We start from the raw sequence: 13898 nt of genomic DNA on the forward strand, positions 1-13898 counted from the left end.
TCACAGGCGGGCTGAGCGATGACTTTGGAACCTGATCAGAACACAAGCGGCCCACAGTTGAAACTGTCGGTCGTGCGTGACACGACCATCGTTGCTACGCTGATCGTGCTGGGCCTCTACGCCGGGTCAGCCTTTTTGATCCCACTGACGATGGCGCTATTGATCAACGTTCTGATCATCGCCCTCAGTGATCGTGTGATTGCCCTGACACGCGTTCCCATCTGGCTGGCCAACATCGCCGCTGTCACGGTGGTATTGGCCGGTTTGTTCATGATCATGTACATTCTGGGCAGTCAGGCTACGCAGTTCGCCCGCTCCATCAGCACCTATGAGAACCAGTTCGACGGTGCCGTGCACCGCGTCACGGGGCTTGTTGGGAATGATGTCACAACTTTCATCCGTGACAATCTGGTCAGCATAGATATGTCCTATGTCGCCCGCGTGCTGCTTAGCAGTGCGACATCGCTGTTGAACCAGTTCTTTCTGATCAGCCTGTATGTCGCCTTCCTGATGGCCGAACGCCTGGCCTTTCGCAAAAAAATCCGGCTGGCCGCTGGCAGCCCTGAGACCGGGGCCGAATTCACAGCCATTCTGGACGCCATCACCTATAGCCTGCAGCGCTATGTCGGCGTCAAAACATTTATCAGCCTTGTCACAGCGGGTATCAGCTATAGCGTCTTCAAGGTGCTTGGACTGGAATATGCAGAGACATGGGCCGTGCTGACTTTTGCACTGAATTTCATCCCATCGATCGGCTCGATCATCGCCGTGATCTTCCCGGCGATGATCGCTTTGGTGCAGTTCGAAACGATCGGACCGTTCCTGATCATCGTACTGGGTTGCGGCACGATCCAGTTCATGATCGGCAACTTTCTAGACCCTGCCATGTTGGGCAGATCGCTGAATATGTCCACGTTTCTGGTGATCCTGGCGCTGACCTTCTGGACCACCGTCTGGGGGCTGATCGGAGCGTTCCTTAGCGTGCCCCTGACCGTCTGCATTCTGATCATCTTCAGCCACATACCCGCACTGCGCCCTGTGGCGATCCTGATGTCGCTTGACGGTCGTCTCGGCGATGACACGCCACCAGCAAAGGCCAACTAGCCTGTGAACAGCCCCATCTTCATAGGATCAGAAATCTACCGCCATTCCACCTATGGCTCAAAACACCCTTTGGCCATTCCGCGTGTTTCCACCGTAATTGACTTGTGCTCCGCGCTGAATTGGTTGGATGCGAGCAACTATCGTGTCAGCCCATGCGCGAAACCCAGTGCTCTGCACCGGTTTCATACACCCGACTATATAGACGCACTGCAAACGGCCGAGACTGAGCAGTCTGTTTCTGACGATGTCCGCTCAACCTATGCGCTTGGCACCTTGTCCAATCCCGTCTTCCCCGAGATGTACCGCCGCCCCGCCACAGCAGCCGGAGGTTCCATGTTGGGTGCTGAACTGATCCGCGACGGAGGCATCGTCTACAACCCTGCCGGTGGCACACATCACGGTCTGCCCGATCGCGCCAATGGGTTTTGTTATTTAAATGACCCTGTTCTGGCTATCCAGACGCTGCTGCAAATGGGTTTGAACCGGATCGTCTATGTGGATATCGACGCGCATCACTGCGACGGGGTCGAGGGCGCGTTCCAAGGCTCGGACAAGGTTCGCATAATCTCGGTCCATGAAACCCGACGCTGGCCATTTACCGGACGCCTTGAGGACGATGCTGGTGATGCTGCGTTCAATTTGCCAGTGGCCAGAAATCTGAATGATGATGAGTTTGCAGCAATCCTCGACCAGTTGATCCTGCCCGCGACTCAGGCCTTTTCGCCACAGGCTGTTGTCCTGCAATGCGGTGCAGATGCAGTGGCCGAAGATCCCCTGTCTCGTTTGACCTTGTCCAACTCTTCGCACTGGAAAGCGGTCGCCGCGCTAAAAGAACTCGCGCCGCGATTTCTGGTTCTGGGCGGCGGCGGCTACAATCCGTGGTCCGTCGGGCGTTTGTGGACCGGAGTGTGGGCCACTCTGAACGAGTTCGATATTCCCGATAGGCTAGACATAGACACCCAAGCAATTCTACGTGCGTTGACCTGGAACCGGTCGGCAGGCCGGAACCCACCCTCGCACTGGTTGGACACGCTGCGGGACATTCCTAATTTCGGGCCGATCCAAGATGAACTGAAACAGGACTTGCGCCGATTAGCCGCGCGGATTTCGTGGTAGATCGTCTGAATGAACATTGCTAACATACGGGCGTCACGACAGATTTTCTGCTCTCAGCCTTTTTTTGAACAACCACGTTGCTAACGCCGAATGTGGACGCCGATTGGACCCGCTAAATGAATGCACTTAATCAGATAAATGATCTCAAGGCCCGCATGGGGCAATCCATCATCGGACAAACAGACGTAATCGACCGCTTGTTGATCGGGATGTTGGCCAACGGCAATTTGCTGATCGAAGGACTGCCCGGTTTGGCCAAAACCCGCGCGGTAAAGGCGATGGCCCGCAATCTGGACGCAAGTTTCAACCGCATCCAGTTCACGCCCGACCTTTTGCCCTCGGACGTCACTGGCACCGAGGTCTTTCAGCAAACTGAAGAAGGCGGAACCTTCCAGTTCGAGCCTGGCCCGATCTTTGCCAATATCGTTCTTGCGGACGAGATCAACCGCGCACCCGCCAAGGTTCAGGCAGCGCTGCTTGAGGCAATGGAAGAGCGGCAGGTAACCGTCTCAGGTACCACACATAAAATGGAACCGTTGTTCATCGTGATGGCAACGCAGAACCCGATCGAACAAGAGGGTACCTACCCCTTGCCGGAGGCGCAGATGGACCGGTTCCTGATGCATGTCCAAATCACTTACCCCCCGGTCGAAGACGAAGTTGAAGTAATCCGACTAGTACGCAGAGAAGAGATTGCCGCAGGCCAAGGCGGGGCCAAGGATGCGCCGCCGACGATCCCTCAGGACGCCGTATTTGCTGCGCGCGCCGAGATCGGGCAGATTTACGTTTCTGATGCGATGGACCGTTACATGGCCGATCTGGTGCAAGCCACACGGACCCCCGGTGCGCTGAGCGAGGAATTGGCCAGTTGGATAGACATTGGTGCTAGCCCGCGCGCTTCGCTGGCACTGGACAAATGCGGACGCGCCCATGCCTGGATGAACCAGCGTGATTATGTAGACCCAGCCGACGTACGCGCCATCGCCCATGACGTATTCCGACATCGCATCACCCTAAGCTTCGAGGCGCAAGGCAGCGCGAAATCCGCCGATGATGTGATATCGGAAATCCTGCAGCTTGTTGCGCTGCCCTGATAGCTAAGGAACGCCGCGTGTCCCAGACCGCCGCATATCCCGACGACCCGCGCATCCATGTGGATTCGGACCACCTGCTACGGTTGGGGCCAAAGTCGCGCGCGATCAGCCTTTTGCCGCGTCAACCCGCCCGTTCTATCCTCAACGGACGGCACGCTTCGCGCTTGCGCGGGCGCGGTTTGAACTTTGAAGAGCTGCGCAACTATCTGCCCGGCGATGACATTCGCACCATCGATTGGAAAGTCACGGCTCGCACAGGAAAGCCGCACGTTAGGGTTTATACCGAAGAACGCGACCGCCCGGCCCTTTTGCTGGTCGACCAGCGCGTTTCGATGTTTTTTGGCACACAAGTGTATATGAAGTCCGTGATCGCGGCCGAGGCTGCGGCGATTTCCGCCCACAGAGTGTTGGGCCAAGGCGACCGGGTCGGAGGGCTCGTCTTTGGCGACACTGATCTGGCGGAACATCGCCCGCAACGGCGACCTGCCGCGCTAACGCGGTTTTTGTCATCACTGGGCGCGCTGAACAGTAGTTTGCGCGCCTCGCAGCGCGACGATGCGACCGTGACTTTGAACGCCGTGCTGAAACAGGCCGCCCGCATTGCGCATACCAACACACTGATTTGCGTCTTTTCGGATTTCGACGGGTTGGACGACAGTTCCGAGATTTTGGTGCGTGAACTTGCCGCTTCTAATGATTTAATTTTATTCAATATTTCAGACCCAAGCTCTCGCGAATTGGTTCCCAACCTCAGGCTGACTGTTTCGGACGGAGACAACCAGATCGAATTGAACAGCGCGGACACAGGTTTGTCGGACCGTATCCGTCATGCGATGGAAGATCGGCTGACTCAGTTGAAAACTTGGTCACGCCGCTATGGCTTCCCCATCGTGCCATTGACGACGGCGGAACCAACCCTCGACCAACTGCTGAGGCTATTTGGCCATGCCGGAGGCCGTAGATGAGTGTAGACGTCGAAGGCAAAACACTGGTCGATCTGCTGGACATGCTTGAGCCCGCTCCTGCACCGGACCCGGTTTCCGTGGTGCCGCAAACTTGGGGATGGCTCGCTCTTGCCGCTCTTGTTGCAGGGCTGATCGCTTTTGGTTTTCATGCGTATTTTCGCCATCGACGGATGAATGCCTATCGGCGCGAGGCGCTGACTGAACTGGCGGTGGCAAAAGACAATCCCGCGAAGATCGCCGAGATCATGCGCCGCACAGCACTTGTTGCCTTTCCACGTAGTCGGGTTGCTTCCCTTCATGGAGACGAGTGGGTCAGATTTCTGACGCAAACTTCTGACCATACGCATTTTTCTGATGTAGAGGCTCGCGTTCTTACGGCGGCGCCCTACACCACCGTGCCCGCCAGTCCCGAACTGACGAAGCTAGCACAGCAATGGATCAGGTCCCACAAACGCGAAAGGAATACGTAATGTTTTCCTTTGCCGCGCCTTGGGTTTTCGTCCTGCTGCCGCTTCCCGCTTTGGTGTACTGGCTTGCCCCGCCTCACCGCGAGAAAAGCAGCTCGATCCGCATTCCTTTCTTCCGGCATGTTGCAAAGGCCGCTGGTGTCGAGCCCCGATCAGGGTCCGTCATCCCGCGCCGTGCGGCCTTTCAGACGGGAACCGTCATTGTGATCTGGTGCCTTCTGATTGTTGCGATGGCCCGGCCTGAAAAGTTGGGGGAACCGGTCGTTGTTGAAAAGTCAGCTCGAGACGTGGTTCTGGCTTTGGACATATCGGGTTCAATGGACCAGAGGGATTTCACCTCGTCAGACGGCGCGCCAACTCAACGCCTTGCTGCGGTCAAGGACGTATTGCGCCAGTTTATTGCGGAGCGACAAGGCGACCGGATGGCCTTGATCATCTTTGGCACCCGCGCCTTTGTGCAAGCCCCGTTTACCGAAGACCTCAATAGTTTGAATGGGTTTCTGGACCAAACTCAGGTCGGCATGGCCGGACCAAACACGGCTCTTGGGGATGCCATAGGACTGGGTATCCGCACGTTTGAATCCAGCGAGGTTGACCAACGTCTGATGATCGTCCTGAGCGACGGCGCTGACACCTCTAGCCGCATGACACCGGTCAATGCGGCGGCTATTGCAGCGGAAAAGGGCGTTGTCATCTATACGGTCGGCGTTGGCGACCCAGACGCGTCGGGCGAGGATCGCGTCGACCTGGATGCGCTAAAGGATATCGCAGACAGAACAGGTGGAGCGTATTTCTTTGCCAATGATCAGGATGCGCTGGCCGAAACATACGCCCGCATTGATGAGCTCAACCCAAGAATTGTGGAAACGCAAAGCTATCGACCACGAGAAAGCCTTGCGCATTATCCACTTGGATTGGTCGTTGTGTTGATGCTGATGACATTGTCTGTCCAGCACGTCGCCCGACAGCGCAAAGGTGCTGCATGACTGGCGTTTTAGAAGATTTCCATTTTATTCGAGCGGTTTGGCTCCTGCTCCTCATACCGATTGCTGCTCTGTGGTGGCTGATGCGTCCCAAGCCTAGACCCCGTGCTCAAGAGATGTCCGGGATTGCACCGCACCTTGCTGCTGCGCTTGAGTTGGGAGCTGACAATGCGAGACGCCTCTATCCAATTGACGTCGCGATGATTGCGGCGATTCTGGTCACACTGGCTGCTGCGGGGCCAACATGGTCACGGGCACCCAACCCGCTGGTTGCGGACACCGCTCCGTTGGTGATCGCCCTGAAGGTGACCGACAGCATGGAAGAACCCGACTTGGCCCCGTCTCGTCTGGATCGCGCCAAGTTCAAAGTCACCGATCTGATCAATGCGCGCGTGGGTGCCCGAACTGCCTTGATCGCATATGCCGGCACCCCGCATCGCGTCGCACCTTTGACCGAAGACGCCAATATCCTGCGCCCGCTGCTAGAGGGCCTCAACCCCGCAGTTATGCCAAAACAGGGGGATGCAGCCGCGAATGCGCTGACGCTGGCCGAGACGATCCTGAACGGTAGCGAAACGCCCGGCGCTGTCCTGTTCGTGTTGGACGACCTCGACCCCTCGCAACTGTCGGATTTCGAGACCGCCACCGTGCCAGTGTTCTTTCTGACAATGCTGCCAAATGGTCAAAGCATCACGCAACTCGACGGCTTGAAAGGGACAACTGTGGTTCCGTTCTCAAGCGATGATCGGGATATCAACCGCTTACAACGTCAAATTCAATCGGCTTACAGAGCCGCACTGGATGATGATGACCGCCTAGACTGGCAAGACAAAGGATGGTTGCTGGCCTGGCCAGCCGCCTTTCTGTCATTGCTTTGGTTTCGCAGAGGTTGGGTGATCCGGTTGATACTGCTCACCTTTTGCATTTGGTCCCCGTCTGGCCCGGCTTATGCCGATGGCTGGCGGGATTGGTTCTTGACCCCGGACCAACAGGGCCAAATCGCGATGAACCAAAAGCGCTATGCAGAAGCAGCCGAGTTGTTTCAGGACCCGTATCAGGAAGGCTATGCACGCCTAAAGGCCGGGCAATACCCTGAAGCTGCTGCGATCTTTGCCGAGCTGGATACGCCCGAAGCCGCGTTTTCCGAAGGTATGGCGCGCATACGAAACCGCGAGTATCGTCCGGCCATCGCGTCCTTTGAAGCCGCATTGGAACGCCGGCCGGGTTGGCCAGAAGCTCAGCATAACCTCGAGGTCTCGAAAGCGATCCTCGACTATGTTGAAACTACGCGCGAACAGTCTGATACAGGTGAAGAAGCCGGGATCGGGGCTGATGACACGGTCTTTGACAACGACGCAGGACGTGGTGAACAGACGACAATTCAGGCTCCGAAAGACGGATCGCAGGCCATGTCCGCTGATCAATGGATCAGCACGATTGATACCAACATGCAGGACTTTCTTCGCAACCGGTTCCTGTTAGAAAATCAGGAGCAGAAGCAATGAGATACCTCGCCCTTCTTATGCTTCTAATACCGACTGAACTGTTCGCCCAGACCGGCGTCCAGCCACAGGTGACCGCCGAAACACCTACGGAACCCGTCATCGTTGGGCAACCCGCAATTGTGCGCATCAAGGTGCTAGTGCCAACATTCATGCCCTCGCCTCCGGTGTTCCCGTCGCTTGAGCAAGAGAACCTGTTGGTGCGCCTTCCGGAACGTGCTTCGGGACCAGTGAGTGAAACCGTCGAAGGTGAAACCTGGTCCGGCGTTCAACGCAGTTATCGCCTCTATCCCCTGAGCGCCGGAGAAATTGCGTTTGGTGCGCAGGACGTCGTAGTCACCTTTGCCGACCCCGAAACAAATGCGCCGGTTCAGGTCAGCGTGCCCTTGCCGGACTTGACCCTGAACGCCGTGGTCCCAGAGGGCGCACGCGACCTGGATCCGCTTATCATCGCAACCGGTCTTACGGTAGATCAGCAGATCGACGGGGACCCAAATATGGAGAATGGTGGATCAATCACGCGCCGCCTGACCGCCAAAATCTCTGGAACAACGCCGTTTCTGGTGCCCGAATTGATCCCCGGCAACCCGGACCCGCTGCTGCGAGCCTATCCTAAAGAGCCACGCTTTACTGAAAATGAGGACCGGGGCGTTCTGTCCGGGCAGCGTGTGGACGAGGTCGTCTACCTTGCGCAGGACGGCGGCCAGACGCAGCTGCCTCCGATCTCGATTCGCTGGTACAATCTGGAGAGCAACCAGGTCGAAACCATCGACATTGCCCCGGTCGACTTGACACTGGCCCGACCGCAATGGCAACCGCCAGACACAGAAATCATACTAAGGTTCGCAGTTTGGTTGGCCGCCTTTGCGTTGTTCTTATGGCTTACCATCCGTTTCCTGCGCCCGCGTGTCGACCGATTGCGCCAGCTTCGGCGGGATGCGTTCCTGGCTTCGCCCGACTTTGCGTTGGGTGAACTCAAGAATTCACTGCAAGATCATGATATTGCAGCGGCTTACACAGCTTTGGAAATGTGGAAGTCCCGCAGCGGCATGGCCAGTCAAACCACCAGTTTGGACCAACACCTCGCCCAGATTGGAGCCGCCAGATACTCGGCGCACCCCGACACCAAGACCGAGGATTGGGCCGCGGCGTTGTCGGCGCTCGCGTCACTGAAGCAATCCGCGCAATCGCCAGCGAACCCGTTGCCGCCGCTCAACCCCTGAGCTCAGCACTGACATGAGGCAATCAACTGCCGTCGGTCCTTCAGGCGCACACGCCCATACCCAAGCTCGATCAGCCCCAAATCCGCGAGACGATGCAAGTTGCGATGTAACGTCGGTTGGGAAACGGCCACCATTGCTGCCAGTTCATCCTGGGATATCACGATCCACCCATCGGATTTCGCGGTCCCCTCGTCCAAGTGCAACAGACGCAGAACAAGACGCTTTTCCGTTCCTGTCACGGCAAGATTGGCCATAATACGCAAAGCAGTTTGCATGTTTTCATGCGACAAGGCGTAAAAATCACGGATGTAGTCGGGATTATCGTCGACCAGCCTGTCCAACCGCGACGACGGGAAAAACAGCGTTCGCGTGGTTTGAGTGGCAACGACGCTCACCAGCCTGTTGGCGTCGGCAAACAGGGCCAGATCACCGATCCAGAACCCACCACCTTGCCTGTGCACTACGAATTCCTGACCGTCGTCAGCAGGAGCCGTGATCTGAACCGCGCCATCCAGGACCGCATAAACCCCATTGGCCAAATCCCCGTACAGGTAAAGCGCTTCGTCCGCCTTGAAGTTTTTTTCTGTCCCGCAGGCCAGCAGGTCCGCCTGAAACCGCGCCCCACGCGCACCAAACCAGCCACGGCCCAACAATCGCTTTCTATCACGCGGATTATCAAACATTAGTATTCTTCAATCTCATCATATGATAGGTTCCAAGACATTGTCATAGCCTAAGGTAAGGCTATTCGATTCTCGACGTAATGCGAATTTTTCCTTTCGGGAATCAATACCTTGTTGGCCGATCTGATAGAAAAATGATCGCCTTCAATTACTTTTACTTCAACGGGTCATTAAGACCCGGTCAGTTCAGGAGCAAACTATGTCACCACCTCGTTCGATTACAGAAAGTTGGCGCAGCACGATACGCAAAGTCGCGGTAGCTTCGGTCGCTGTTGCACTGGCCCTGCCCGCGTGGGCGCAGGATCAAAAGCCCAACATCCTGGTTATCTGGGGTGACGATATCGGTCAGTCCAACATCTCGGCCTACACGATGGGCCTGATGGGCTACCAGACGCCGAACATCGACCGCGTTGCGAAAGAAGGCATGATCTTCACAGATTATTACGGCGAGCAGTCCTGCACCGCCGGTCGGTCGTCGTACATCATGGGTCAGTCGGTGTTCCGCACAGGTCTGTCTAAAGTGGGTTTGCCCGGTGCTGATCTGGGTATGCAAGTCGAAGATCCAACAATTGCGGGCCTGCTGAAGGACCACGGTTACGTTACCGGTCAGTTCGGTAAGAACCACCTTGGCGACAAAGATGAACATCTGCCGACAAACCATGGTTTTGATGAGTTTTTCGGGAACTTGTATCACCTGAATGCGGAAGAAGAGCCGGAAAACGAAGACTATCCCGGCGATCAGGTTCTGGCCGATGGCCGCACGTTCCGTGAAGCGTATGGTCCGCGTGGCGTGATCAAGTCCAAGGCGGACGGCACGATCGAGGACACTGGTCCGCTGACCCGCAAGCGCATGGAAACGGTGGATGATGAAACTGTTGCTGCCGCAATCGACTTCATCAAGCGTGCGCATGAACAGGGACAACCCTTCTATGTCTGGTGGAACGGAACGCGCATGCACTTCCGCACCCATGTCAAAGATGAAATGCGCCAACAGGCCAACGAAATCTTTGGTGGCGTTGCCGACGAGTACACAGCCGGCATGATCGAGCACGACATGCATGTTGGACAACTGCTTGATCTGTTGGACGAACTTGGCATTGCCGACAATACCATCGTTCACTACTCGACCGATAACGGCCCGCACATGAACACATGGCCGGATGCCGCGGCCACACCGTTCTGGGGTGAGAAAAACACAAACTGGGAAGGCGGCTGGCGCGTTCCTTCAATGGTCCGTTGGCCCGGTCAGATCGAAGCCGGATCGGTTACGAACGAGATCGTGCACCATATGGACTGGCTGCCGACCTATCTGGCGGTTGCTGGCGATCCCGACATCAAGGAAAAGCTGAAAGCAGGTTATAGCTCGTCCGGCATGGGGCGTGACTACAAAGTGCATCTGGATGGCTACAACATCCTGCCCCTGTTGACCGGTGAGACGACTGAAAGCCCGCGCGCCGAGATCTTCTATTTCTCGGATGACGGCGACCTGACAGCGCTGCGCTACGACGACTGGAAGCTGATCTTCCTTGAGCAGAAAGCTTGGGCAACGCTGCGCGCATGGATCGAACCCTGGACCGAGTTGCGCATCCCGCTGATCGTGAACCTGCGTCGTGACCCGTATGAGCGCGCTTATCGCACGTCCAACACCTATTATGACTGGCTGCTGGATCGCGCGTATTTCCTGGTACCGGCACAGCAATATGTGGGCAATTTCCTCGCAACCTTCGAGGAATTCCCACCGCGCCAGAAAGCCGCAAGCTTCAACCTGGATCAGGTTATGGAAAAGCTCGCGACACCGACAAACAACTAAGTCGCGTGTAAATCCAAACCGGGCCGCCACTTCAATGGCGGCCCTTTTTATCTTGAAATTAAACGAGCAATTCATGCGACACTTAGTTCTCAGCGCAGTTCTTGCCTACGCCCCGCTATCACTGCTTGCCGACCCGCTGCCCAGTTGGACCAACAGTCATGCCAAAGACCAGATTGTGGCCTTTGTCGACGGCGTGACCAGCCAAGACAGTCCCAACTATGTTACCCCATCGGACCGAATAGCTGTCTTCGACAACGATGGAACGCTTTGGGCGGAACAGCCCGTTTATTTCCAGTTCATATTTGCCATGGACCGCCTTGCAGAAATGGCAGAGCAAGATCCCTCGATCCTGACAACACCCGTACTGGAAGCCGGCGCCAAAGGAGATTTGGCAACGGTGTTACAAGGCGGCCATGACGCGTTGATTGAAGTCGTGAACACCACGCATTCCGGTGACAGCGTTGCAGAGTTCCAGGCTGCTGTGGCCGATTGGTTGGCGACAGAGCGTCATCCCGATACCGATCTTCCTTACGACCAAATGACCTATCAGCCGATGGTCGAGCTTTTGCGTTATTTAAGAGATGAAGGGTTCACCACGTACATAGTCTCGGGCGGTGGTCTGCATTTCATGCGAGTGTTCGCCGAGGAAGCCTATGGCATTCCGCCCAATCAGATTTTGGGAACATATGGCAACACCAGCTATGAGGTGATTGATGGCACGCCAACGATCGTCAAGGCGCCGGGTATCGCGTTCATCGATGACAAAGAAGGCAAACCCATCAACATCGAACGCACAATCGGCAAGCGCCCGATTCTGGCCGGCGGAAACTCGGACGGTGATTTTGCGATGATGCAGTGGGTCACCGCCGGTGACGGTCCCAGATTGGGCGTACTGATTCATCACACGGATGCTGACCGCGAATGGGCCTATGACCGCGAAAGCGCCATTGGAAAGCTGGCAGACGGGCTGGACAAAGGCCCCGACATGGGTTGGGTCATTGTGGATATGGCGCAGGATTGGACTCGGGTCTACACTGGGGCAAACTGACAAACCCCGGAGCCTTAACCCTATGTGGACATTGCTTGTTTCTGCCGTCGTCTTTGCCCTCTATGCGACGGCAGCAGTGTTCGTGGTTCGCGCGGCGCAAACTGCGCGGACCCCTCAAGGCGCCGTAGGCTGGGTTGTGTTTTTGGTCTCGGCCCCTTTTATCGCAGTGCCCGCCTACCTGTTTCTGGGCCACCATCGCTTCCGCGGATACCGCATCGCACGTCAGGAAAGCGAACGCGTTGTCGAGGGCATCAAAACCTTCGCCGACTTTTCGAAACCCGATCCCGCGCGCATGTCGATTAACCCGCGTCCGTTCGAAGTTTTGGCGCATTTGCCGGTCTCACGCGGGAACGGGGCCAAGCTACTGATCGATGGGCAAGCCACATTTGACGCAATCTTCGACGCCATCGATGCGGCCAAAAGCTATATCCTGATACAATTCTACATCGTGCGCGCTGACGCGTTGGGCCTGCAGCTGCAGGAAAAGCTGATTGCTGCGGCCAAGCGCGGCGTACGCGTCCGTTTCATGGCCGACGCGGTGGGCAGTTACGGCCTCCCCTCGGATTATCTTGAGGCACTTCAGGAGGCCGGGATTGACGTGGCTAATCCGAAGGATCAGCGCGGCCCCAATTTCCGATTTCAACTCAACTATCGAAACCACCGCAAAACCGTTGTCATCGATGGGGAAACCGGGTTCATTGGCGGTCACAACGTTGGCGTGGAATATCTGGGGCAGGACAAGCATTTCGGTCATTGGCGCGACACGCATCTGAAGATGACCGGCCATATCGTGCGCCAATTGCAGTTGATTTTCACCGAAGATTGGCACTGGGCCCGGGACGAAGATCTGATCGACGAGTTGGATTGGGCGGGCTCCGAAGCCGAGCAAGACATGAACGCTTTGTTGGTTGCCACCGGCCCCGGTGACGAAACGGAAACCGGTGCAATGATGTTCTTTGCCGCCATCGCTGCAGCTAAGGAAAGGCTCTGGATTGCTTCGCCTTATTTTGTACCGGATATCGACGTAATGACTGCTCTGCAACACGCGGCAATGCGCGGCGTGGACGTTCGCATTCTGGTGCCTGACATGATCGACCACCGCCTGCCCTGGCTGGCCGCATTTGCCTATTTTGACGAGGCCCGCGACTGCGGCGCGCGTATCTTTCGCTATACCGACGGTTTCATGCATCAAAAGGCCTTTGTCGTCGACGATGCGCTGGCGGCGGTTGGCACAACCAATCTGGACAATCGCTCATTCCGGCTGAATTTCGAGGCTATGGCGCTGTTTTTCGATACCCAAGCTGCAAACCGGGTCGCCGAGATGCTGCAAGCAGATTTCGAAAACAGTTACGAGATGACGCGCACCCTCGCACAGCAGCCGGCGCATATTCGTTTTGGTGCTCCTCTGGCGCGGTTGTTCGCTCCGATCCTTTAGGAAAAGAACCTGTCGTTTAAAACGCGTGTCATCAGCGCCACCATATAGGCGGTGGACAAGCCAAAGGTCAAAAGACCCGCAACCGAAGCAAAAGACCCAAAGATGCGCAGCGCCTCACCCAAAACGATGTCGCCATAACCCAGTGTCGTAAACGTCACGAGCGAGAAATAGACGGCCGAGTTCCACGTCGGAAGTACATCCAGCAACACCCAGACAATGGCCCACAGCCAGACCTGTATTGTGTGTGTCGCAACAATGAAGACCAAGGCCACTGCAATCGGAATGGCAACAGCCATAAAGTTGCTTTGCACCGTCAACTTCGGTTCGAGCTTGAGAAGGACCAGAGTGCACCAGGTCAACAAAATAATCTCGACCAAAAAGCAAAGGCCCAAAAAAGTACTGCCCCACATGATCTGGTGCAACAAGGTCATGCAATGTCATCCTGATTTGCAACGGAAACGCGTCTTC

Annotated in this window: 13 protein-coding genes; 11 read left to right on the plus strand and 2 right to left on the minus strand. The window is 56.4% G+C overall.

The annotated features are described in order from the left end of the window. Positions 1-18: 18 nt before the first annotated feature. The 8 genes from ACXADZ_RS08940 to ACXADZ_RS08975 all read left to right on the plus strand — a co-directional run bounded on the left by ACXADZ_RS08940 (position 19) and on the right by ACXADZ_RS08975 (position 8454). A complete protein-coding gene (locus ACXADZ_RS08940) occupies positions 19-1104 on the plus strand; it encodes an AI-2E family transporter (protein WP_475195226.1) in 1086 nt (361 codons plus the stop codon). Between the two features lie 3 nt (positions 1105-1107). Next, positions 1108-2220 (plus strand): acetoin utilization protein AcuC, encoded by a 1113-nt coding sequence (locus tag ACXADZ_RS08945; RefSeq protein ID WP_475195227.1) that lies wholly within the window; start codon positions 1108-1110, stop codon positions 2218-2220. A gap of 116 nt (positions 2221-2336) precedes the next feature. Further along, positions 2337-3314, plus strand: a complete 978-nt coding sequence (locus ACXADZ_RS08950; RefSeq protein WP_475195231.1) for an AAA family ATPase — start codon at positions 2337-2339, stop codon at positions 3312-3314. Between the two features lie 17 nt (positions 3315-3331). Next, on the plus strand, positions 3332-4279 hold the full coding sequence (locus ACXADZ_RS08955) for a DUF58 domain-containing protein (RefSeq protein ID WP_475195234.1): 948 nt from the start codon (positions 3332-3334) through the stop codon (positions 4277-4279). Next, positions 4276-4749 (plus strand): DUF4381 domain-containing protein, encoded by a 474-nt coding sequence (locus tag ACXADZ_RS08960; protein ID WP_475195236.1) that lies wholly within the window; start codon positions 4276-4278, stop codon positions 4747-4749. The genes ACXADZ_RS08955 and ACXADZ_RS08960 overlap by 4 nt, the downstream gene beginning before the upstream one ends. Then, entirely contained in the window at positions 4749-5732 is a 984-nt protein-coding gene (locus ACXADZ_RS08965) for a vWA domain-containing protein (RefSeq protein ID WP_475195239.1), read from the plus strand. The genes ACXADZ_RS08960 and ACXADZ_RS08965 overlap by 1 nt, the downstream gene beginning before the upstream one ends. Before the next feature lie 80 nt (positions 5733-5812). Then, complete coding sequence (locus ACXADZ_RS08970; protein ID WP_475195241.1) at positions 5813-7234, plus strand: VWA domain-containing protein; 1422 nt, start codon at positions 5813-5815, stop codon at positions 7232-7234. Beyond that, positions 7231-8454: a hypothetical protein gene (locus tag ACXADZ_RS08975; protein ID WP_475195244.1), complete on the plus strand. Its 1224-nt coding sequence runs from the start codon at positions 7231-7233 to the stop codon at positions 8452-8454. The genes ACXADZ_RS08970 and ACXADZ_RS08975 overlap by 4 nt, the downstream gene beginning before the upstream one ends. Positions 8455-8456: 2 nt before the next feature. Here the strand turns inward: ACXADZ_RS08975 and ACXADZ_RS08980 are convergent, their stop codons facing one another. Further along, positions 8457-9137 carry a Crp/Fnr family transcriptional regulator gene (locus ACXADZ_RS08980; protein ID WP_171089897.1) on the minus strand — a complete coding sequence of 227 codons (681 nt, stop codon included), beginning with the start codon at positions 9135-9137 and terminating at the stop codon, positions 8457-8459. Positions 9138-9336: 199 nt separating this feature from the next. On the opposite strand from ACXADZ_RS08980, the gene ACXADZ_RS08985 reads away from it, so the two are divergent. The 3 genes from ACXADZ_RS08985 to cls all read left to right on the plus strand — a co-directional run bounded on the left by ACXADZ_RS08985 (position 9337) and on the right by cls (position 13430). Further along, complete coding sequence (locus ACXADZ_RS08985; RefSeq protein ID WP_171183079.1) at positions 9337-10947, plus strand: arylsulfatase; 1611 nt, start codon at positions 9337-9339, stop codon at positions 10945-10947. A 73-nt stretch (positions 10948-11020) separates the two neighbouring features. Then, positions 11021-11995, plus strand: coding sequence for an HAD family hydrolase (locus ACXADZ_RS08990; protein WP_475195252.1), 975 nt, complete (start codon positions 11021-11023; stop codon positions 11993-11995). A 22-nt stretch (positions 11996-12017) separates the two neighbouring features. Further along, positions 12018-13430: a cardiolipin synthase gene (cls, locus tag ACXADZ_RS08995; protein ID WP_475195256.1), complete on the plus strand. Its 1413-nt coding sequence runs from the start codon at positions 12018-12020 to the stop codon at positions 13428-13430. Here cls and ACXADZ_RS09000 read toward each other — a convergent pair. Further along, the gene (locus ACXADZ_RS09000; protein WP_475195260.1) at positions 13427-13861 is read right to left on the minus strand and encodes an ion channel; all 435 of its coding nucleotides are present in this window, start codon (positions 13859-13861) and stop codon (positions 13427-13429) included. The two genes, cls and ACXADZ_RS09000, sit on opposite strands and share 4 nt — an antisense overlap. Positions 13862-13898 lie beyond the last annotated feature (37 nt).

The sequence above is a fragment of the Ruegeria sp. ABM4_193 genome (genome assembly GCF_056158705.1).